The sequence below is a fragment of the Phytobacter sp. RSE-02 genome, from assembly GCF_040578655.1.
GTDB classification, from domain to species: Bacteria; Pseudomonadota; Gammaproteobacteria; order Enterobacterales; family Enterobacteriaceae; genus Phytobacter; species Phytobacter diazotrophicus.
Genome location: NZ_JBEULY010000002.1, coordinates 114,518 through 136,502, shown reverse-complemented (window position 1 = coordinate 136,502; position 21,985 = coordinate 114,518). Strand labels below are relative to the sequence as shown.

Below are 21,985 nucleotides of genomic sequence, written 5' to 3'. Positions count from 1 at the left end.
GGTTTAGGGCTCTTGCGGCGGCGAAAACGGCGATGCGCCAGAAGACGAAAAACGCATCGTTTTGTTCTCTTTATGAAACTCCTGACGAATACCGCCGATCAATTCATCGCGGTACACCACACGCTGGTCATGGCTGATGGCCTGTAGCGCGCACTGGCGCAAGACGTTGATGATTTGCCCCCCGGAGAGTTCAAAATCATCGGCAATTTGCACCAAATCAATGTCATCGCCTAATTCACACACCTCCTCAAACGCCTGCTGCCAGAGCAGTAAACGTTCATCAGGGCCGGGTAAGGTAAACTCGACCATGTTCTGGAAGCGGCGGGTAAAGGCCTCATCCATATTGGCTTTAAGGTTGGTGGCCAGAATCACCGTGCCGGGGAAATCTTCGATGCGCTGCAACAGATAACCTGTTAGCTGGTTGGCATGGCGGTCGTTTGAGGATTGCGTGGCGGTACGCTTGCCGAACAGGGCGTCTGCCTCATCAAAAAAGAGGATCCAGTCTTTATAGCTCGCGGCGTCAAAGACACGGGAGAGGTTTTTCTCCGTTTCGCCAATGTACTTTGAGACCACCATCGCCAAATCCACCCGGTAGACCTCGCGTTCACTCACCTTTGCCAGCAATGCGGCAGTGAGCGTTTTCCCGGTCCCTGGTGGGCCATAGAAGAGCGCGCGATAGCCCGGTTTCACTTTCCGATCCAGTTGCCAGTCTTGCATCAGGATATCGCCGTAGGTAAGCCAGGCGCGGATCTCGTCGACTTTCGCCATCACCCGATCATCTAACACCAGCTCATTCCACTGTAGCGGCGTCTCCAGAGGGTGAGCGGGAAAGTCCATGCTCATCTCCGGGCGCGGATGCTGGCCGGTGATGAGAAATGTCAGCCACGGTTCATTCAGGCGATAGACCCCGGCCCACGCGGGTAACGCCGGGTCGGCAGGCATCAGTGTCGTGACCTGCTCGGCCATAAAACGGTGTCGGGGCGAGAGAATATGCATGGTCTCAAGCCGCCAGGCCGGGTCGTTTCCCGCTAACAAAAAGTTAAGCGTCTGCCCGGTAGGCACAAACCCGCTGAACGCTTTATCCGTCACCCCGCCAAATTCACTGAACCCGCGATCGGTATGCTGATTAAGCCCAAACAGCCGGTCCAGCGCGTCGGGGCGAATAGCGGGTGCCAGTGTCAGCGCCAGCGCCAGCCGCTCGAAAACATTCAGCTCCCAGTGCAGCACTAAATCAGCGTAGACGCTGCTGTGCCGTTCCAGCGCCGGAGGGGCTATTTCCAGCCAGTGGTTTTCATGCCCTGGCTGGCGCAGATAACAGCGAATGACCTGTTCAATGACTTGTGCTAGCCAGCCCGTTTCACGATAAAGCGCGGCAATATTGTGCTCCGGGGCAATCACGCGATGCCTGGTTGACGTCATGTTCTCTGTACCTCGTTAATCTGTCGTCTGGCCCGTTGACGCCGCGTCACGGCCGGGGCGCGATCCTAAGACCGGCCCGGCAGATAAACGCGACCCCTGCCGAATCGTTACGCGGCAAAGGCTGCCGCTTTTGCCGCCCCCAGCCCGGCATTTAACGAATTGAGTGACGCCGTGGCGCGGGCCAGCTCGGATTTTGCAGACTCCAGTTGGGTATTTGCCATATTGCTGGCCGCCAGGGCCGACTGATAGCGTTCAACGGCGCGCTGATAACCGCGTTGAATCAGGGTATAGAGCGCGTTGTCCTGCTGGCTGCGAATGACAATGTTGAGTTGGGCGATATAGAAATCCGCCTGGCGGGTCAGATTGTTCAGTGTTTCGCTGGAGTCGCGATACTCCTGACGCGCGGTATCCATCGCCAGCCGGGCCTGGATAGCCTCCTGTTGCAGGCTCAGTACACGCCCGGACAGTTCTTCGTTCCTGCTCTGCGCTGAGACACTCTCCGCGTCATTTGAGGTGACACTGTCACCTGATGCATTATCCGCAGACACAGCGCTGGCGGACGCCTCAAGGGTGACAGGCCTGTTGAGCTGCCCCAGTTGCGCTTCATATTTCTGGGTCTTCTCATTTTGCTGGGACATCAGGTTTTGGTTCTCCCGCTGTGCTTTACCCAGCGCTTTGAGCACCTTCTCAACACTTTTAATGACCGCATTCACCCGTTTCTGCGCGAGGCTCTCCTGAACATCCGCAGAGGTTCCCGTTAACAGGGTCAGCCACTGCTGCGCCTGTCTGGCTTCCAGTGCCGACACGCTGCCTGCCTGGTCCACCGAGGCTGCGCTGGCATAGCTGCTTTGTAGCGCCGTCAGGGTTAATGCCACGGCGTTATTGGCATCGCTTGTGGCCTGGTTTAATACGGCGACCAGCGCATCGGGAATCACGTTGTTCGCCGCCTTCTGGCGATTAACAAATCCCGAGAGTTTCTCCACCACGTCTGCGGAAAAGATCAACTGTTCGATCAGTTCCGCCATGTGGTTGCTCGTCTCCCTGACGTTTCTCAGGCTCTTGTCCGTCTGCTGGCTGACCAGAATGGAGTAACGCTGCAGCGTCTCGACGTTAGCCACCAGGGTTTTAGCCTGATTCAGGTTCGCCAGCGCCGCGTCTTTTTTACTGTCGGCATCGGCCAACAGTGCGGCGAAATTGGCCTGTTTCGCCGTCAGAGACGTCACCACAGTCGTCAGTTGATTAACCCGAAATTGCGCTTTATTCACCTGGCTTGTCAGCGCGTCAATCTCGGCATTCTTCTGTTCGGCAATGCCATTTTTCATGCTTTTCATCTTCTGCGCTCCTTACGGGTTAACTTTCGGTGGGGTGTTCGTTGTTATCGCCACTGGTGCTGGGGGCCGCGGCGGCGGCTTTCGCGACAACGGGCGCATCCTCACGACTGCCCGCCAGCGGAATCAGCGTTTCCGCCCTCGCCCCGAACGCCAATGTGCTACTCCAGGCATTCGCGTTGATGTTGATGGCTGACGGCACCGCCAGCACCACCGGCAGGTATTCGATACCGGGGACCAACAGCGCGCCAAAGTTGTCGGTCATGTCGTCCGGGATAACCGCTTTCATGCTGCGCTCGAGTCCTCCCGCAACCAGTTGCGTACTGCTGCAATGCGCCACACGGTAATTGGCGCCCGGCACCTGTTCGGCAATCGCTTTATTGAAGTAAAAACCGATCGCCGCATCGCCACTTTGTGCATCGGTGTCCTCACTCGTCATAAAGCCTCCGGTCAACGGCTGCCCTGAGTGCAATAACATGACGCGAAATTCCTGTTGGGTGATGTCTTCACTCAGCGGCGGTAGCGTGAATAGCACCGATTTTTTGTCCGGGCTAAAGGCAATGCCTTTTGCCTGGCCAAGCGGGGCCTGCAGGGTGACGGGGAGCGAAACACTGGAGAGGATGTTATTGAATGAATTGATATATTTCTGATAAGGCAGGCTTAGCACGACATATACCCCCGCCACGTAACTGACGCCTGCGGCCAATAAATCACCGTCAATATCCGCGACCGCTGACCCTGATGCGCTCACCGGCAGCACCACCTGCCAGCCGTCATCTGCGGTCACCGCATGGAAATATTTCGTCTGCTCGGTATTAAACAGCGCCTCTATCTGCTCGAGTTTCACGCTCCCGGCATTTTCCGCTTTCGCGATAAAGACATAATGTTCAGGATTCGCGGCAGGGATAGTGATGTCGCTTGCCAGGTGGATCCCCGCGCCTTCCGGCCAGGTGGTGAAAGGTTGCTGATACGGATGCAGACTCACGGCAATACCGTCAAATGTGCCGGTGACGCTGGCGATGAGATTGAAGTTAAGCGCCCGATTGCAGTCCTCCACCGCGCTGTTAATGGCGCGCATTTCGCGCCCGGTATCCTCCAGTACCCCTTCGGCCAGCTTCTCAGCATTGCTGGCCGTTGCGAGCGTGGTTTGCCCGGCAACGACCTGCTGGGAAAGTGCGGTAAACTGAGCGTTGGCCGCCCCTTGCACCGTTTTCAGTGCCGCACGGGCCAGCGCGGATTGATTCACCAGATCGGTGGCAATCACTTCGGAGCTTGCCGCGGCGGCGTCCATCGCCAGCCGGGTGATGTACTCCGCATGATTGGCGGTCGTGCGGATAAAGCTATTGGCTTCGAGCGTCTTTCGGTAGATATCCGTGCCGTAACAAGCGGCTGCGGCAATGTTTAACGCACTGCCCAGCTCCGCCGCCAGCGTCGAAATCGCCTTCGCCGCGGCCTGAATGCCCGCCGCCGTGGCGGCGCTATTGGTGACGGTGGTCGCGGTGGCCTGTTGCACCAGCTTCGCCGACGCGTCCAGATTGGTCGCCAGGTTATCGCACTCCACCCCCTGCTCGCTTATCAAACGGCTGGCCAGCAGTTGTTGTTTCACCTCCGTCAGGCCCTCATAGGCATTGAGCTGTGCGCCCTGTGCATAGTACAAACTGTATTGCGCGCTGCAGTTCTGCGATTGCAGTTGCTGCTGCTGCGCGTACAGGCCCGCAAGGGTATTTCCAGCGGCGCTCTGCACGTTTTCCCGGTACGAGTTCATCGTTTCACCTTCCCCTTCGTTCGTTGATTAACGTTCCACGGCTTACCCCGTCACAGCGCCGCTCAAATCGGCCAGGTGACATAAATCGGTTTGCCCATCCACGGCAATCGCACAATGGTGTATGACAACGACGAACGACGGATGAGAATGTCGTAAGCGCGTCGCTCTACCACCAGATCCCAGTGCTCACTTTTTTCTGTCAGGGTGCCGCCCCTGACCAGCCAGTTACCCTGAAATCCCGCCACGGATGTTTTGCCAATAGCGGGCCAGTACTGCGCCACAGCCTGAATCAGGCTGTGGACGATCTCTGTCTCGTTGCTGTTGATCTCGATACCGCCTTCCAGCGGCTGTGCGAGTGGCAGTCCACACAACACTTTGTTCAGCATCAGGTGATGCTCTTCGCTGTGGGATTGCCCGCAAATGAGGTATTGCAGGTAGTGCGTAGCCGCCCGCTGTGCGCTGGCGCTGACAAACTGGTCTTGATGAATGAGTTTCAGGCGCTCAAAAAGCGGCTTGATATAGCTTTGCAGCAGCACGATGCCCGCGTTATTGATAACCATCGGCCCAGGACCCGGCCAGGGTTGCGGTGATGAAACGCCCGGCACATCCAATGTTTCGCGGGCGATCTCGTTTTGTTCTTCTGCCGCTAAAGGTAGCGTCCGGCTTGCATATTCAAGGTGATGTCGCAGGCTGTGGCTGGCGGGCAGACCGGGCGCGCTGAGCGCATCGCGCAACTGCGCCACTGTGCAATCCCCGTGGCGTAATAGCCGCCAGCAGAGCTGGTTAATAAGCCAGGATACGTTGACCTCCCCGGCGCGGGTCAACCATCCTTCCAGTAAACCGGCCAGCAACAACGCCTGACGGACAGCCTGGCTGATAAAGGGCAACGGCAGCGCGGGAAGAAGCAGACAGAGTTCGCGCAGCACACTGGCACTGACAGGCGCACGTTGACCCGCAGAAGTAAAAATTTCACACAACTGCGCCAGCGATAGGTGGTTTAGCATCCGATAGCGCACCGCCGGCTGGTCAAAGCATGGTGCAACCACCCGCCGAAACCCCTTCAGGTCATGCCGCATTACCCCATGCAACCATGCGTCGACAGACATTGACGCCGTCATCACCTGTGCGGGCAGCATGCCGGAAATCAACCAGCGCGTTAGCGCATCCTGGTATTCGTCTGGCTCGTCGGGTTGCTCCGCCCGTTCCCATTCGGGAGAAGACGCGGCATCCGGCACCGCCAGCGTATCCGCCACCTGGCGGCGCGGCAGGTGAACTTGTGTTGCGCCACGCAGGCGCTCGTCCATTGCCGGATGTTGAACCTCTGACGGCGCCAGCGGATAGAGTGCAGCATCTAATTTCCCCTCGCTCCGATCGGTCCGGGCGTTTTGCTGCCAGCGGCGGACCATCTCCGGGATCGTGGTCGCCGTCTGGCGAGCGAGGAGCGTCCACACTCGCGACAGCCACTGTCTGGACGTCAGGGCGCCACCCGCATGCCCGAACAGCGCCTGGAATAGCGTGATGACAAGGATGTTATCCGCCACCGTTACCCCGGACTGCGTCAGCCGTCCCTGTCGGTTCCAGCGGCGCAGCGTATCCAGCAGTGCCAGCGCCGGAGCGCTTAAGTCTGGTGACAGTAGCCGCATCAGCCGATGCAGCGTAGAGAGCGTGGCCTCACCCTGCACGGTCAAAATGGCCAGCAGACGACGGGCCAGAACCTGTTCATCAACGCTGCCGGTACGCGACTGGCGTATCACCGCCAGCAGCGCACCGGGCGGTGAAGGCATCAGCAGCAATGCGCGTAGCGCAATCAACGCTGTCCGGGAAGTCGCATCCTGGCTGGGGTGTCCACCCATGGTAAAACGCCCGTAACGCAGATAATCACGTAGCGGTTGCCAGCGATGACTGCCCGCATGGTGTCGCTTACGCTGCTGCTGAACCAGCTCGTGCAAAATGACCAGCAGTTCAAAATGGCCAGGATGTGGTTGAGGCACGGCGGCCTGCATCAGCATCGTCAACAACAGAACATAGTCAATGCCGGTACGGGCGCTGATAGCCATCAGGGTTTCCTGCACGAACTGACGGCGGCTGAAATGGCTACCGGAATTGACCAGTAACCACGCCAGCAACACCTCCCAGATAAGCCGTCGCGGCTGATGGCGCTGGCGCAACAGCGCCTGGGTGCGCGTAATGTGCGTCATAATAAAGCGGTGATCGCGCGGCTCCAGCACGGCGACCAGTTGCGCCAGTTGCGGCGTACTTAACCGCTGTAACAGGTAATCACGCACCTGCGACGCGCGCCCTTCCTCACGCAGGATGCCCGCCGTTCGCGCCCGGTCTTTCGCAGCAAGTTGCGCCAGCAGTTCCGCCAGATGGACCACATCACCATTATGCCGCCAGTTATCCGCGCGATGGTGCAACAGCCGCTGGAACTGAAACCACAGGTCATCGTCATTCGGCTGCGTCATCGCAGGCGCGGGCTCGCGGGTCTCTTCATGTTGTAAATCGGCCAGCACCTGCAAAAAGAGCGGTGCGACACGCCCGCTTATCTGCAAGCGTTCAACCGCCTGGGCCAGGCCTGCCACAAGCTGGCGGAAATCCAGTTGATAGTGCTGCGCCATTTGCCAGAGTGTGGCGCGGACAAACTGGCGGGTATTGAATAAGCTTCCACGCTCAACCAGCAGATGGGTCAGGATCCAGTACCATAGCTGTCCGCTAAACCCGCTGTCCTGGCGCAGTACGATGCGTTGTTGTTGCTGGCAGGCTATGACCCTGTCGGCATAGTGGCAGATAAACCCCGCATGCCACGGCTCAAGCCGCCTGATGGTCTGACGGATCTGTTTGTCGCTCCATTGCCAGGCCATGCGCCGCCGCGCAACCTCCCTCTGTCCCACGTCGCGGATAAGCCGGGTGAAGGGCTGCGCATCCCCTTGTAACAGTTGCGCCACCAGTGGCAGCAACGAGAGACGCTCACTGCGCCACCAGGGTGACGTGCCGTGCAGTAAAAACCAGCGCAACGCGTCCAAATCGGTCATCTCACCCGCCACCGCGTGCCCCGGCAATACCGATGCCGGGAGAAAACGCACCTCCTGGCGGTGAAACGCCCGACTTAGCGCCTCCTCCAGCGCGGCTTCAAACCGCTGCGCTAACGTCTCATCCAGGGTAGCAAGATCGATGGTCCCCAAATCCAGCTCAAGCGACGCAATGCGCCAGCGCTCGGTGGCCGGGCAGTGGCGGTCGAAAAAGCGCGTCAGGATCGCGGGCATCACCTGCTGGCTCCACTGGCTGATTGCGTTTTGCAACGCGACGCCGCTGGCGGGGTGATCGAAGCGCGTCTGCCATTCACAGCGGGCGATCATATGCTCAGGCACCGTCATCTGACCTCCCGTTGTCCCCGGTATGCAGGGCATTGAGAAGCGCCGTCGTCGCCTGTGGCGCAAAAGCTGGAGGGGACTGTGTCACGTCCGGTAGACGCAGGTTGTACCACTGACACCAGGCGTTGATAAGCGTCGTCATTTGCCCAAGATTGCACTGCCGAATGTCCAGAGCGATATGCCCCGGCCAGTGCAACTGCCGCAGCATATCCAGACTCTGCAAAAAGGCAGGATCACGGGTTAGCATCACATAATCCGGCAGCACCAACGTGGCGGATAATCCACTCATCGGCGCCGCGTCATCCGGCGGCATTGCAGACGGGTGTGTTTGCAGTAAACCCTGTTCAACCAGCACCATGCCCTGGCGTACGCCCCCCAGCCAGGCCAGTTGATCAACATACTGCTGCAGGCCACTGACCGTCAGTGACGCTGTATCCGGCAGTTGCAATACGCACCGGCTGCCGATGGATACTGCTAAACCCGCGGCGTTTTTTTCCAGCGACACATCACCAGTGATCGGGTCATCTCGTTCGGGTTGCCGGAACGGTGACGCGCTGCCTGCCGACAACCACTCAACAAACAGCGGCTGTTGTAATAAGCGCCCCAGAGTGGCGGCCAGCAGACGCAAATGTGCAGGCAGGCCCAACAAAATGGCGCATTTCAGTTCGAATGTGCTGAAATCGGCAAAGGCCTGCTCCGGCAAATGGCTCTGACGCTCCAGCCTGGCCAGATCCCATTGTCCGTCACGTTGACACACCCCGTCTTCATTGAGCACCCGTTCGATAATGCGAACATTGCCGTCTTCGCGCACAATCGCCTCTTTCAGGCGTAGCCGCCACTGGAGTATCGCCTGCAGGGTAAGAGGGACGTCATCGTTGCCTCTGGCCGGGAGGGTGGTTCTGGCGCATGCGGCGGTGATGGCTTGCGGGCTGTCGAAACTTTTCAGGTATAAGGCATCAATTAACGGCACCATCGGCGGCGGACAGGCCATCTTCCACTGGCGATACGCCTCCTGTGAAAGGTGATAGCGCCCCGGCGGTGTAACGGGCGTGGCGCGCCAGCTATCGCCTGCCTGCGCCCGACGGGAAGAGAGCGCCTGTAAATTCAGCAGCCAGGTGCTTTTCACCACGATCCGGGTTTTCAGCTTACCGCCAGACCACTGCAGGGCATCAATAATGGCGTTGTACACGTCAGCCGGTTCACCGTGGCGCGCCAGAAGGTGGCTGAGCATCTCATCACGGCGCTGCTCCGCGGTTTCTGTACTCTCCATCGCCTGTACCAGGCCATAGTGATACGCATTAAAGGGATCGCGCTGAAAACGTTGCCACGCCAGTTGTGTTTGCAGGCGGGCATCAGAGGGGTCATCCGGCGCGATATACTGAAAACGCTCGCCGCCCAGCAGCAGCGCCTGGACATCGGGCACGTTATACAACGGCTGGCAAAACAGGGTCTGAATAGCAGGCTGGTCGGGAATACCACGCAGCGGATCTGGCCGGGTCAGTAAGCTCCCGACATCCTCTGGTCCGGTGACGGGCGTTCGGGTGAAGCCAAACGAAAACAGATTGCCCAGATTGGCCAGTTGTGCGAACTGGTTGGCCATCACCTGGTCGAAGAGCATCAGATACCCTTTGAGCTGCCGCGCCTGCGCTACCCGGTAGTCCGGCGTATCGGCCTGCAATGAGTTCGGCCCAATAGCATAAATATTCGGAAAGGTGTTCTGAACCGAGTAATAGGCCGCGATGTTGCGATAACGCCCACCCGGCAACGGGGGCGCGACATCAATTTTCGCATCAATGCTGCTGTTCTGGTGCCGGGCCTGCAGTTGGGCCAGCGCGTTCAGTGCCGCATGCTGCGCCGACGCCCCCGCAGTGGCCCCCTCTGTTTGCGCGGATGACGGCGTAAAACGCAGTCGCGCGACACAGCCTTCCTGTAGCGAAATGCTGTCAGGATCGTCGTTTTCCGTATCGCTAAACCGGCACCCCGCCACGCCCTGCACACCCTCAACGCCGCTGAGACAGACCACAATATCCATCAGGCGGATAACGCTGCGTTTTTGCGCCGCAACAGTGCCATCCTGGATCCAGCCGTTATGCATTGCCGGCCCGTTGAAAATAGCGGAGGCATCCAGCCCCTGCGCCCGCAGCTCCCCATAGCCGCAGCGCGGGGCCAATGGCGCCACATAGCCCGCCAGCGCCTGGTTGATTTGCGCATATACCTGCTGCGCATCGGCATCCGGCGCCATAAACAACGTGGCGGTAACATTAATGACCTGCGCTTTCAGTAGCGTCGGTGCCAGAAACCCTTCACCGAGATTACGCTGGCCGTTAAGCAACCTGTCGATACGCGCCAGCAGGCGGTTTACGGCGTCGTCTTGCGCCGGGAGCGCTTTGTCCGCGACGTCTACCGCCACCTGATACCAGCCGGTAGGCACCTGCCCGCGCAGCAGCGGCGTCAGGTAGACGTTATCAACCTCCGGCACGTTATCCAGCACCAGCCTCTGGTAATCCTCAACGGTTATCGGGCCAGTGGTCAGAATCTCTTCGGCCGCAAAAAATTGCTGCGCCCAGGCAATACGTTGATCGGGGCCGGTGAGCACATCTTCAATGGGGAAGCTGTTCACATAGCCCAGTTCGGTCAGGGCATAGCAAAGCTGCTCAAGGATCGTCACACCCGGATCGCTGTCGTTGTAATTACTCCACGTCTGACCCGCTATCGCTTTGAGGTAGCGAATGCCTTCCTGTTTGAGAAAGGTGATGTTTTGATCCGCAGGCAGCGGGCCGGACTGAATGCTGTTTTGCGTCACCTGCTGCGCCAGCGGGATAGCCGGTATCATCTCGCTCATCACCAGGCCTCCGATAAGGTATTTTGCGGCATCGACAACGTTGCGCTGGCGGCGCGCGCAGGCCCGTCGTTATTCGCGCGGATAAACGTCAATTGATGCGTCGAGGCCGACACCAGAACCCGGCGCGCGTCGGACGGGACCAGCAGGCCGTCTGTGGCAGGGTTTTCCTCGCCGTTGTCGGCATCTGGCTTGCACAGTTGCAGGCGCTGTACGGCGGCCACCCCGTCGAAGCTGGCTAAAAAGCTCAACACTGCGGCATGGCTGACCCCAAGCGACATGGCGTATTGCACCTGCGCCGCGTCTATCCACGGCGAAAGAAACAGCGTGATCCCCTGGTTCAGGGCATGCAGTAAATCGTTGGCATTGACCCATGCACCGATCACCAGGGTGGCTATCACCTGTACGGGTTCGTATTGCAAATTACAGACCGACACCTGCGCCATTGCCGATACGCGTCGGGAGAGGTATTGCTGGATCAGTTGCAAACCATCCGGCGACACCGCCGGGCGGAGCGCACCGATAGCGCCAGCGTTGTCATACCGTGGGATCACACCGACGCACAGATCGCCAGGCCGGGTCGTCGGCAACATCCGGGTATAAAACGCGTTGGGATACACCTCACGCGTCAGGGTCAGGCTATCCCACTGGCTGCTCAGCCGATCTTTTGTCCTGAGCCGCTGGCTAACCCGCTGGCGAAACATAACAGGATCTTCCGCCGGGCTGCCGCCGATAGCGTCAAACGGCTGAATGACCCCGGCAATGGCGGGCTGAGTGATAAGCGGTGCGACAATACTGCCTGCCGGTAATTTTGGTTGCTCGCCCGGTGACAACGTCACGTTAAACTGGCGTTGTACCCGCACCGCCAGCGTATTGCAGTACACCACCTGCACCCGCTGCACGACATTTTGCGTCATCAGCAGCCAGCCACACGGCTGCCCTGGCATCACCGCCGCCGTTAACACCGCAGAGTCCAGCGCCATATCCTGTGGCAGGTCAAGCACCATAATGCCGGAACGGCGTAGCCCCCCCGTCTCATCACTTACTACGCTAAGAGGTTGCCAGCCGTGAATACTCCAGTAAAAGAGTTGGATCTCAGCCGTCGCACCATCCGGGTTGGCCTCCTGTGTCAGTTCAATAAACAGACTCAGACGGCACGGCACCACCACCTGTGAGAGAGAGATAAAGAGTGAACCTGCTGCCTGATTAACGCCCTGGAAAAGCGCCAGCCCGTCAGTGTTAGTCGCACCTGGCTGTAATGCCATCGTCGCCAGTGAGATCTGCGCAGCCTCTTCCCCGGCAGCCTTACGGAAATAGCAGTAGTCCGTTAAGGTCCCCTGATGAATAAGCGTGAATGCGTTGTTTGCAGCCAGCGGCCGGGTGAAATCGAGATATTGGCTCGCCTGATAATTGACCAGCGCCCGATTGGCTTTTGGCACCCAGGGCAGGTTTGGCATCGGCGTGGTGTCGCTTTTGCCAAACAGCGACATCAGCGCTTTGGCATTCTCCAGGCTGATATCCGCCACCAGTTGCGAGTAGAGATTAAAACCAAACCCCGGCCCTGGCGCAATCAGGGTCATCCGCATACCCGGCCCGGTCGATGCGCTCTCCACATTCCAGGCCAGGGCCGTCGGGAAGCGGAATGTCCAGGTACTGGAAGGCGCATTGAGGCAGGTTTTACCCGTCTCCTGTTGGGCAAACAGTCCGCCCGGAAGCTGCGGTTCTGTCGGGGAAAACGTGTGTGGCGTGCTGTGTAGCCGCTGCCAGATCCGTTGCCACCATGAACGGCGCGCAGCCGATTCTGGCGGGGGCGGCGCGTCATCAGAAGGCGGCACAATCGTTAGCATCGCCGGTAATATCTGCCAGCCCATGGCGCTGTTCGCCTGCCAGGTCACGCGAAACGCGCTGTTACTCCAGGTTTTCGCCTCTTCGTCGTCTTCATCCGCCCAGTGGTTCCAGGTGGCGTAATAGCGGGCAAAGTCGGGCGGCTGGTTATCCCAGAACAGTTGCAGACTCAGCGTGGTGAGGGGCTTGCCGAACAACTCCGGCGCGTTGAGGTAACAGTGGTGCCCCACCTCCGGGATAGGACCAAACACGGGCATGACTTTGTCAGCCACCAGCGGCCCGTTGTCGTTACTGAGGCTTAACGCCTCGCTCTGTGTCACGTTGACCGCAATGGTCAGGCTGAGCAGCCGCGGCGGCTGGCGCAAATCGACCATCGCAGGCATGGTAATCCGGCACCAGGGGGCGGTCATATCAAAGGGCGCGGGGGGCACGGCAGTGAAGGCCGATACCGGTGGAAAGGCGCTGTTCAGGTTCACTGTCAGCACCAGTTGTTGCGGTTTATCGCCCCGCTGCCACACGCCACAGGCTGTGGCATCCAGCCACTGTTGTGCGCCGCTTAAGGCAATTGCCGCACCCTGCCAGGCTTTGGGATCGACCGTCTGCGCGAAGGTAAAGGTCAGCGACATTTCGCGTGCACCGCCCGCCAGCCATAACATCGGGCTGGCAAAAGCAAACCCCTGGGTTTGTGTCTGTGGCGCGCGGTTCCCAAACCAGTCGCTGGCAAGGACCGTATTATCAGCGTCCCGACGGACCTGAGTCGACGGAGCCAGCGTGTTCACATACTGCTGCCAGTCGCCATTGTCATCCTCTGCGTAGCGGCAACTGATTACCGATCCGGGGCGGGCGGTGTTGATCTCTATCGGCTGTTGACTTGCAAAGATAATCGGCTGTTTTTGCGGGTCCTGGCCTGCCAGAAATGGCGTACCGGCAGGCAGTATCACCGGGGATATCCCCTCAACCGACGTCAGACAAATCACCGTATGATCCGGCTGTGCCGTGCGTTGTTGTTGGTGCAAAAGCTGCTGATAGTAAAAGTCGAGATGACGGCCGCTAAAGGTGTTCAGGCCCGTCCGGGAAAATTCCAGTAGCCGGTTAAAGGCAATGATCAACGCCGTATCGGGGAAACCGTTCTGCTCTTCGCTTAATGCATCGAAAGCCTTGTTGGCGTGGGTTATCACCTGAACGAAGAACGAAAAGACCTGCTGATAGAGTCTTTCAAGCGTACTCATGACCTCTTGCGGCGAACGTGGATAGGAAAACTGCGCGCCGCGAAATTGCCACGCATCGCCAAACGCACTGAGATCCAGGCCCGGCAAGGTGCAATCAGGCCAGGCTTGCGCCAGCCAAATCTGCATATCCACCCGCCGCCACAGGCACGGCGAGAGGGTCGCGTTGACCTCCTCGCTAACGAATTTCTGCAACGGAAAGGTCACGGCACTCTGCGGCAAATAGTGATGCCAGGTATTGATCTGCCCGAACATGCTGTCCAGAAGAGAAAACAGATGCGCAACCGCCTGTTTATCTTCGGTATTCGGGGTGGCGGCGGCAGGCAGCGCCTGAAACTGTTTTAGCCGTTCCTGCAATTGGTTAAAACGAAAACGCAGGGGTTGATACGGCGTTTTACCGATCACTGCCAGCAGAATCGCGGGCTCTTTTAACACCAGCGCGCGCCAGTTTCCCGCCGCCTGGTTGTGCTCATCGTAAAAGACAATCAGATCAGCGATAGCGGCGACAAATGCCAGACGATCGCGCATATCACGGCCATCAATGGCAATGCTCTCGGGATCCAGTCGCCGGTTGATGTCGCCCGCCAGGGCATTGATGTCAACGTTGATGCGCACCCTGCTGCTCCACGGTCAGATTAGTCCCTTCCAGCAGAGAGAACGGGAAGACATGGTTATGCCGCGAGTTGGTTTGCCTTATCAGATAACCGATATGGATCACCACCATGGCAGGCTCTGGCGTAAAAGAGACATCAATGGATTCAACGGTGATGCGCGGCTCGTCATTAAGCAGCGTGAGGCGCACGGACTGGATGATTTCATCTTTAAGGGTCGCATCCGGCTGACGGAACAGAAAGCTGCGTAATTCACTGCCGAAATAGGGCAACAGGCAGCGTTCGCCGCGCGCGGTACGCAGCACCAAATCGATCGACTGATTGATATTATCCTGCGCGCTGTTCATCGACACTTGCCGGATGGCCCCTGAAAATGCGGGGGGAAATTGCCAGCCGCGACCAAGAAAATCACTCTCACTCATCCCCTAGCCTCCGATAATGACCGTGAATTCACCCATCACAATTGAGCCCCCGTGCGCGGTCTGATCCCCGACTCTGGCCGCCGGTAAACCGCCAATAAAAACCGTTGCAGACCCTTTGATAATGGTGTCCGGCGGCCCGACGCAGACCAGCATGTCGCCGAGTCGGGCGGCAGGAAGTTTGCCAATCAGCACTGTCGGACACCCCACCTGAATAATGGGGCCGCCCACATGGGGGATCGGCGGAAGCCCTGGCGTCACCATCGGACACTGATGAAAATCGGTCAGTCTTGCGGCTGGCGGCATCGTTGCCCCTCCTCTTAATTGATCATCACAATTGCACCCTTGAGGGTCAGTTCCGCACCGCCCTGCACCTGCGCGCTGGCATTGCCCTTCGCACTCAGGGCAATGTCGGCTTTGGCATTCACATTCATGCCGGAAATCGCGACGTCGCCGGATGACGCCTGGAGACTGACCCCCATTTTCCCGGTGATATTGACCTTCTGATCGGCCTGAATGGTGATAGATGCGGGACTTTTGAGTTCAATGCCGGATGACGACATCGTGATGGCATTGTTGTTTTGATCGGTGATAGTGATTTGCTGCTTTTTATCGTCCAGCACGATGACATTTTTTGCTTTGGTGGTGATGGTCATAATGCTGTCCTTATCGTCAAAGACGATACGCATTTCACTGTGCGTGACGATGGCCTTCTTGCTGTTATCCGCATCGGGTTTCAGATCGCTGAAAGGGGCTCGCTTACCGCTGTAAACGCTACCGAGGATCACCGGAAAACAGGGGTCAAGATTGAGGAAGCCGACGATCACTTCATCTCCCACTTCCGGCAGGAAAAAAGCGCCCACGCCGCTGCTGGAATAAAAGTTGGCCATCCTCGCCCAGACGCCGTGCCCTTCGGTATCAAAGAGCGGCAGCGTGACCAGAATCCGGTACGCATTGTCCGGGTCCTGATCGATTTTCTGCACCGTGGCGTTAAATAACCCCTCCACGCCGGGCAGCACCCCGGCTGCCGCAGGCGCCATCACCTCATGTTGCTGAACAAACCACAGGGAAGAGAGACCCAGCGAGGCTCTGGTAAACCAGTTACCATCGGCGAATTCATGCTCAACGCCAGAGACAAAATAGTCGCCATCAAAACGATCGCCGACGCCTGCCAGCGTCAGCCAGACGCCCGGCAACACCGCCGCGTTACCCGCCACACGCACCTCACCGGTGATTTTTGCCAGTTCGCTTTTCTGCATTTGCGCCTGTGACCATTGGGTCAGCGCGCCATTGTTGAGCGTGGCGGTAGACTGGAGGGTAAAGGTGGGCAGCCCCACCACCGCCGAGAGTTTTTTACTGCTGATGTTACCCGGCCCACTGAGCGTATTTTTGGCCGTGGCGGAGATACATTTCTGGGTGGCGTAGTCCCAGGCGCTGGCTTTTACCTCGCTGAGTTGGGTGACGGCGTCCATATCCGCGCTGAATTGATAAAGATTCTCGCCGTAGGTCACCGTCAGTACCGACGTGGTGTTTTGAGTGGGCGAAAACACGGACACTTTGCCATTCAGCGTGCTGACCACCAGGCCATTGATATCGGCGCGGCTGAGCATAAAATCCCAGTCGCTGCAGTAATACTGCACCAGTTCCGCCAGGGTCTGCGACGTGCTGGCGACGTCGCTACTAAGACCGGACTGACTGATCAGCGCGCTTATCACACCGCTGTCGGTTTGGTTCTGATAAACCGTGCTGCGGCGGCCAACGCTCATTTTGATGGCTTTATCGCGGCACTCTATCGACAAAATGGGGCCAATATTGCCCTCCACCTGTACCGACTGGCGCGTAACGATGCCGGAAAAAACGCTTTTATTCTCTGTGTCGTAGCCCAGCGAGATAACGATTTCCGCACCGGGCACAAAGGTTGACGAGGCGCTAACTGTAAAGTTTTCCGCATCGGCGGAGCCATCGAGAATCTCAAGCGTGGCGCGGCCAATACGGTTAATCCGCTGATCAACCTGAATACGCAAAATCTGATAATCACCGGGGATAGCACGGCCATTAGCCGTAATGGTATAGCTTGCCAGGCCGCCAGACGGAGGGTTGCCGCTCATGCGTCACCTCCCTGGGTTAACGGGGGAACCTGTAGCGTGGTGCCCGACGTCAGATGGCGAAATTTATCGAGTTGGTTAAAGGCCGCCAGTTGAACATAGAACGTCGGGTCGCGATAAATCGCCTGGCTTATCTGCGGCAGGCTGTCGCCATCCACGATGGTGATGCGATGGGTCAAATCCGGTGATTTACGATCCTCTTCTTTCGCCGCCGTTGATGGGTCAAGGTAAGAGGTAAATTGCAACGCCACTTTGGCGCGTAGCGCGGTGCCATCGGGGCGAAAAAAGGTATAGGTGGTATCAAAGGTCTGTAACACTCCCTTAAACGAGAGGCCTTGTCCCCAGTAGAGGATCACATAGTTTGGGCGGTGAATATTGCCGTTATAGTCGTAGACGGTCTTTTTGAGCAAGTTTATCTCCTGCGTCAGATCGGTACGGGTGCTGTCAACCACGCCGGTACAGTCAATCACCAGGTCAAAACTCAGTTGTTCCCCCGGCGTCGCCCGATATTTGGACGACAGTTTGCCGCTGCCGGGAGCCTGTTCTTCGTTGTAACTGACGCTGCGATTAATGCGCATTTGCTCGGGATTGAGGATCACGACATATTCGCCGCCTCTGACCTTGCTGGTGAATTTTTCATCACTGTAGGCCACCATCCGCATTTTCTTTATTCCACCCATTGGCCCTTCCTGAATCAGTAACGTTTCGATGGGATGTGCCGGAAGACCGTATGACTTAACGCTCCAGCGGATTTTTTCTGTCGCTCGTTTTGAGCTGGCGCAGGCAAGCCTGAATCACCTGCTGCCTGAGCGCCTGTAGCTGTTGTGGGTCTAACTGCGTCTGCGTTGGTTCGGGTTGACTCTGAATCGCGGTTTTGATGACCAGTTCACGTATCTCAACGGGCATAGCGACCTCTTGCGACGTTAGTAAGTATCAAAGTTGGGCATGTCGAAGTACTGATAAGCAAACTCCAGTGTTTCGATGAAAATTTCACTCTCCTGCGAACGTAAGTTGCTGGCTGACCACTTCACCGGCCAGGCGGCAATAAAATTCCAGTCCATGCTGATGTGACCATTTTCATCAAGGAGCCAGACCTTGATATCGCGGGTTTTGATAGGGGCGGACAGCCCATTATCCAGCGTATCTTTCACCCAGCCGATCAGCGCGGACTCCGCATTGACCACCCCGCGGCGCAGCACCAGGTTCTGAAAAGATGTCTGGGCAGGAAGGCGGTACTTGAACCGATTTTCCCCGCCGCACACCACCTCTTCGATACCCAACTCCTTGCTCAGGCCGCTTACCTCCTGGAAGGCGGCATCACTGCCGCCCATCCCGGTGATTGAGACGCTGAAATAAAAGCTGGTTTGCAGGTTATGATCCATTGGTCACAACGAGCTGTTCGTGAGCGATTTCCAGCGTATCCACGGCCACTTCATTGGCATCGGATTTCAAATCTGTGCCGGTGATTTTGGTCGGCCACGCATTGTTCAGTTGCCACTGCATGGTGACCGCGCCATTTTCATCAAGCAGCTTAATGAGTACCGTTCTGCGTTTGACGGTGTTCATCTTGATTTCATCCATCCACGCCCAGAAGTTGTTGTCGTTGACGAACACGCCACGCTTCATTGTGATGTTGCCGTACTTCGCAATTCCGGGCATTTTGATGGTCGAAAACAGCGTGCTATTGCTGTGCCGGTACTCAATCACCTGCACCTCTTTGTCCATCCCCGAAACTTCCTGAAACGCTACCCCTTTGAGTTCCGAGCCCAGATCAACCTCAAACCGGAACTTGGGCATAGGCCATGTAGTGCCTTCTTTGCTGCCGTCATCTGCCATGAGCATGCTCCTTAACAGTCGCTAATCAGTAAATTGACTCATTGATGTGTGAACAGGCCTTACCGCATCACTCAGCCTGATTTCGCCATTTCCTGCTCAAAGGTGATGACGAGGAATTCAGCCGGACGCACGATGGCGACCTTCACGGTGACATTAAGAAAACCGTTCAGGATATCGTCGCCCGTCATGGTGGAACCCAGGCCGCAAAAGACCTGAAACGCATCATTTGCCGTGGCCCCCTGTAACCCACCCTCTTTCCAGATATCGGTCAGGAAGCTGGAGATTTCGCTGCGCACCGCCGCCCAGGTATTCGCCGTGTTCGGTTCGAACACATACGCGCGCGCCGCCAGTTTCACGGACTGTTCGAGGAAGGTCATGGTGCGGCGAACCGAGATGTAGCGCCAGTCCTGGCTGTTGCCATCCAGGGTTCTCGCCCCCCAAATCAGGATGCCCTGCCCATTGAAAAAACGGATAGCATTGATGGACTTACCCGATACCGCGTCAACATTGAGATCCGCCTGTTGGGCATCGGTTAAGCGGATGGGTAACCGCGCCGCCCCGACAATGCTGGTATTGGCGGGGGCATTCCAGACGCCGTTCAGGTTGTCATTCACGGTATACACCCCGGCCATTGCGCCGCTTGGCGGCAGCAGGTTAGAGCAGGTCAGAACGTTATTGATGATTTGCGAATAGGTTTTTGAGGCGTTGAGCAGCGCGGCATTGAGTTGCGAGTTGCTCATCGGGTTAGTTTGCGGCGGTGTTTCAATCATTGCGAGGATCTTCGCGACCACCGGGTCCTGCGCCGACGGCGGGTTAATCACCGCCCCCAACTGTTTAATGTCGCCACCAAACAGGTTCGTGAAATTGATATCACTGCCCTGCATGATGGTCGTACCAATAAACGGATAGTAAGCAACGCCGTAATTTAGCCCGTTTGAGCCGGTACTATTGCGAAACGCCTCAATATCATTGGTGTACATGATCGGGTCAGGCGTATCGCCGCCGATAATATCGAACAGGCAGACTGCGGTCTGCAATTCCGCCGCCTGCAGCAACATACCCTGCATCAGAGTACCGTTATCCGCCGGGGAAAGCAGCGTGGCTTCCGGGCAGATGTACATGGTGGGTTCCTGTTCGTTTTCCAGCAGCGCCAGACCACCTTGCAGATCGGCGAGTTTCACGTTCGGGTTAACGATTTGCACTCCTACATCGCCGGGTTTACCGCTGGACTCCCCATAGCTGCCGACCGAAACAATGTAAGCATCGCCGCCGCCGTTGAGATAGAACAGGCGAATGCTGTTATAGAGGTAGTAGATGGTATTCGGGTCAGGCACTATCGAATAATAAGTGCCGTTCAATAACAGATACTCCCCCTTTTCCGGCTGCGTTTTTTGCGCCACCAGATAGTACTCAGGGTTGTACTGCGACGCGGGATCCGCCGGTGGCTGCGGATTCGCATTCATGTAGATGGCCTGAAATTCGGCGAAAGAGGTGATCTTCTGTGCCTTGTTGTAGTAGGACTTGCCCTGATACTGCGCGTTGGGTGTATAGCCGATAAAGGCCGGAACCGCGGTGGCGACAGGGACCACCGAGTTCGGAAAGGCATTCAACTCGTTGATATACACACCCGGAGTTTTGATATTGGATGCTAGCATGTCGTGGTTTTCCTTTGGTTCACTGAGTGAAATTCCTGTACTGCGAGTCGTTAGCCTGAAAAGGCATTAGCCCAAAAACATCAGAATCCGACCCCTCTTCGCCTGCGGGTGATGCGTGTTGCGCCCCTTTCATCAGACATACACATACATAACCGACACGGGCTGCTGATCCGCGGAATACGCGGTAAATAAACGATCTGCCGCAGGCGTTGGCAGCACAGACATCACCGTCTGCTGTCGGGTACGCCCGCTCTGCGTCTGGGTTCGCGGGATATCCATCAACGCAAAGCGCTGTGGTGGCGCCTGTTGCAGGGTAATGGTTGAGGTGCTGCGGGTTACCCAGCCATTTTGTCCATCGACATCCCCACTGCGAACGCTGGCAGGGTTGAACGTAACCTGCCCTGATGCGTCCACTATCTCTGGGTTTTGCAAGCGCCGCTGTCCGCGCGGGATCAAGTGATATTCCCAGACGGTGGCGCGCGCCTGGAGCGTCACCGTAAAAGCCTGCCGGGGGAGCAAATCCGCCGGATAGAGACAGATTTCACCTGTCGCAATAGCGGGCGCGCTTTGCGCTTGCGCAGCGCCCATAATCATGGCGCCCGGCATCTGCCCATCAGCAGTAATACGCTCACTACTGAATCCCAGCACCCCTTTCCACTCCCCGGGGAGTGCCGTGACCGCCAGCAGCCAGGCATTGGGCTGCACCAGCCAGAAACGCAATGGGTTGCGTGCATCCTGGGACACGCAATACTGCAAAAATGCCGTTCTGCCCGTCGGGGCATAGCCATAAATGCGCCATATATTGCCTGCTGCCACCAGGCTCAACCCCAGACGACGCATGAGTGCATGGGTGTTTTGATCCGGCACGAGTGTGGCGTCAGGCCAGACGCTGTCTGGATAAAACTGATGCTGTAAGGTAATTTCCGCTATCACAAACATCAGCGTCTGGCCTGAGCCTGGCTGCCGACCTGTTCGAGAATGGGCGATTCTCCGCTTACCTGATTCGCCTGAATCGCGATATGACGAATTTTGTAGATGATCGAAGGCTGATACCGCGCCCCCAGCGCACTCCAGAGGTTGTGGGTGTTTTCGTAAGGTGAATTTTCTATTTCAAACTGCAACTGCTCAATACCGGCCGGGATATCAGGAAAATTCTGCCGCTTGATGATGGGATTCGCCTGAAAAAACGCGATAACCGCAGAGAGAAAGCGCAACGATTCGCTATAGTCATCAAAGCTGGCGGTAAGTAAGACATCCAGATTAAATCTCACCGTCGGCATCATCTGTCTGACGATATTATTTTTCGTATCGGGTGTGGTACGAGCACCATAAAAGGGCTTGCTGGTTTCATGCTCCAGATTGATAAGCGTCAGCACTAATTTATTTTGATTTTTTAAAGGCAAGCCGCCGCTCGAATCAACCAGATTATTTAAAACAACCATATTCCCCGCAATATCGAATTGATTGCGTAATTGCTGATCAAGAATGTCTTTAAGATAACTCAATGCTTCATCAATCATATAACGTCCTTAATGAGAGAATTGCAAGTCATCACACACCAAAGCG

Annotated in this window: 16 protein-coding genes; all 16 read right to left on the bottom strand. The window is 57.2% G+C overall.

What is annotated here, in order from left to right; genetic code table 11:
- Nucleotides 1-3 precede the first annotated feature (3 nt).
- A complete protein-coding gene (locus ABU190_RS04320) occupies nucleotides 4-1,419 on the bottom strand; it encodes an ATP-binding protein (protein WP_354690499.1) in 1,416 nt (471 codons plus the stop codon).
- A gap of 107 nt (nucleotides 1,420-1,526) precedes the next feature.
- Nucleotides 1,527-2,750: a hypothetical protein gene (locus tag ABU190_RS04315; RefSeq protein ID WP_354690498.1), complete on the bottom strand. Its 1,224-nt coding sequence runs from the start codon at nucleotides 2,748-2,750 to the stop codon at nucleotides 1,527-1,529.
- Between the two features lie 19 nt (nucleotides 2,751-2,769).
- A complete protein-coding gene (locus ABU190_RS04310; RefSeq protein ID WP_354690497.1) occupies nucleotides 2,770-4,512 on the bottom strand; it encodes a hypothetical protein in 1,743 nt (580 codons plus the stop codon).
- A gap of 62 nt (nucleotides 4,513-4,574) precedes the next feature.
- A complete protein-coding gene (locus ABU190_RS04305) occupies nucleotides 4,575-7,886 on the bottom strand; it encodes a contractile injection system tape measure protein (protein WP_354690496.1) in 3,312 nt (1,103 codons plus the stop codon).
- Nucleotides 7,873-10,725, bottom strand: a complete 2,853-nt coding sequence (locus ABU190_RS04300) for a hypothetical protein (protein WP_354690495.1) — start codon at nucleotides 10,723-10,725, stop codon at nucleotides 7,873-7,875. Before ABU190_RS04300 ends, ABU190_RS04305 begins: the two co-directional genes overlap by 14 nt.
- The gene (locus ABU190_RS04295) at nucleotides 10,725-14,408 is read right to left on the bottom strand and encodes a hypothetical protein (protein WP_354690494.1); all 3,684 of its coding nucleotides are present in this window, start codon (nucleotides 14,406-14,408) and stop codon (nucleotides 10,725-10,727) included. Before ABU190_RS04295 ends, ABU190_RS04300 begins: the two co-directional genes overlap by 1 nt.
- A complete protein-coding gene (locus ABU190_RS04290) occupies nucleotides 14,392-14,826 on the bottom strand; it encodes a GPW/gp25 family protein (RefSeq protein WP_079497384.1) in 435 nt (144 codons plus the stop codon). Before ABU190_RS04290 ends, ABU190_RS04295 begins: the two co-directional genes overlap by 17 nt.
- A gap of 3 nt (nucleotides 14,827-14,829) precedes the next feature.
- Nucleotides 14,830-15,129: a PAAR domain-containing protein gene (locus ABU190_RS04285; RefSeq protein WP_079497383.1), complete on the bottom strand. Its 300-nt coding sequence runs from the start codon at nucleotides 15,127-15,129 to the stop codon at nucleotides 14,830-14,832.
- Between the two features lie 14 nt (nucleotides 15,130-15,143).
- Complete coding sequence (gene vgrG, locus ABU190_RS04280; RefSeq protein WP_354690493.1) at nucleotides 15,144-16,931, bottom strand: type VI secretion system tip protein VgrG; 1,788 nt, start codon at nucleotides 16,929-16,931, stop codon at nucleotides 15,144-15,146.
- A complete protein-coding gene (locus ABU190_RS04275; protein WP_354690492.1) occupies nucleotides 16,928-17,608 on the bottom strand; it encodes a hypothetical protein in 681 nt (226 codons plus the stop codon). The genes vgrG and ABU190_RS04275 overlap by 4 nt, the downstream gene beginning before the upstream one ends.
- 55 nt (nucleotides 17,609-17,663) lie before the next feature.
- Nucleotides 17,664-17,834, bottom strand: a complete 171-nt coding sequence (locus ABU190_RS04270; protein ID WP_354690491.1) for a DUF5908 family protein — start codon at nucleotides 17,832-17,834, stop codon at nucleotides 17,664-17,666.
- Nucleotides 17,835-17,851: 17 nt separating this feature from the next.
- Nucleotides 17,852-18,310, bottom strand: a complete 459-nt coding sequence (locus ABU190_RS04265) for a phage tail protein (RefSeq protein WP_079497381.1) — start codon at nucleotides 18,308-18,310, stop codon at nucleotides 17,852-17,854.
- On the bottom strand, nucleotides 18,300-18,764 hold the full coding sequence (locus ABU190_RS04260; protein ID WP_079497380.1) for a phage tail protein: 465 nt from the start codon (nucleotides 18,762-18,764) through the stop codon (nucleotides 18,300-18,302). Before ABU190_RS04260 ends, ABU190_RS04265 begins: the two co-directional genes overlap by 11 nt.
- A gap of 71 nt (nucleotides 18,765-18,835) precedes the next feature.
- Nucleotides 18,836-20,419, bottom strand: coding sequence for a phage tail sheath C-terminal domain-containing protein (locus tag ABU190_RS04255; protein ID WP_354690490.1), 1,584 nt, complete (start codon nucleotides 20,417-20,419; stop codon nucleotides 18,836-18,838).
- A 132-nt stretch (nucleotides 20,420-20,551) separates the two neighbouring features.
- Nucleotides 20,552-21,358, bottom strand: a complete 807-nt coding sequence (locus ABU190_RS04250; RefSeq protein WP_354690489.1) for a hypothetical protein — start codon at nucleotides 21,356-21,358, stop codon at nucleotides 20,552-20,554.
- Entirely contained in the window at nucleotides 21,358-21,939 is a 582-nt protein-coding gene (locus tag ABU190_RS04245; protein WP_354690488.1) for a DUF4255 domain-containing protein, read from the bottom strand. Before ABU190_RS04245 ends, ABU190_RS04250 begins: the two co-directional genes overlap by 1 nt.
- Nucleotides 21,940-21,985 lie beyond the last annotated feature (46 nt).

Bases quoted from the DNA above. Each gene is read 5' to 3' on its own strand.
- ABU190_RS04320 (WP_354690499.1), bottom strand. From the start codon at position 1,419: ATGACGTCAACCAGGCATCGCGTGATTGCCCCGGAGCACAATATTGCC.
- ABU190_RS04315 (WP_354690498.1), bottom strand. From the start codon at position 2,750: ATGAAAAGCATGAAAAATGGCATTGCCGAACAGAAGAATGCCGAGATT.
- ABU190_RS04310 (WP_354690497.1), bottom strand. From the start codon at position 4,512: ATGAACTCGTACCGGGAAAACGTGCAGAGCGCCGCTGGAAATACCCTT.
- ABU190_RS04305 (WP_354690496.1), bottom strand. From the start codon at position 7,886: ATGACGGTGCCTGAGCATATGATCGCCCGCTGTGAATGGCAGACGCGC.
- ABU190_RS04300 (WP_354690495.1), bottom strand. From the start codon at position 10,725: ATGAGCGAGATGATACCGGCTATCCCGCTGGCGCAGCAGGTGACGCAA.
- ABU190_RS04290 (WP_079497384.1), bottom strand. From the start codon at position 14,826: ATGAGTGAGAGTGATTTTCTTGGTCGCGGCTGGCAATTTCCCCCCGCA.
- ABU190_RS04285 (WP_079497383.1), bottom strand. From the start codon at position 15,129: ATGCCGCCAGCCGCAAGACTGACCGATTTTCATCAGTGTCCGATGGTG.
- vgrG (WP_354690493.1), bottom strand. From the start codon at position 16,931: ATGAGCGGCAACCCTCCGTCTGGCGGCCTGGCAAGCTATACCATTACG.
- ABU190_RS04275 (WP_354690492.1), bottom strand. From the start codon at position 17,608: ATGGGTGGAATAAAGAAAATGCGGATGGTGGCCTACAGTGATGAAAAA.
- ABU190_RS04270 (WP_354690491.1), bottom strand. From the start codon at position 17,834: ATGCCCGTTGAGATACGTGAACTGGTCATCAAAACCGCGATTCAGAGT.
- ABU190_RS04265 (WP_079497381.1), bottom strand. From the start codon at position 18,310: ATGGATCATAACCTGCAAACCAGCTTTTATTTCAGCGTCTCAATCACC.
- ABU190_RS04260 (WP_079497380.1), bottom strand. From the start codon at position 18,764: ATGGCAGATGACGGCAGCAAAGAAGGCACTACATGGCCTATGCCCAAG.
- ABU190_RS04255 (WP_354690490.1), bottom strand. From the start codon at position 20,419: ATGCTAGCATCCAATATCAAAACTCCGGGTGTGTATATCAACGAGTTG.
- ABU190_RS04250 (WP_354690489.1), bottom strand. From the start codon at position 21,358: ATGTTTGTGATAGCGGAAATTACCTTACAGCATCAGTTTTATCCAGAC.
- ABU190_RS04245 (WP_354690488.1), bottom strand. From the start codon at position 21,939: ATGATTGATGAAGCATTGAGTTATCTTAAAGACATTCTTGATCAGCAA.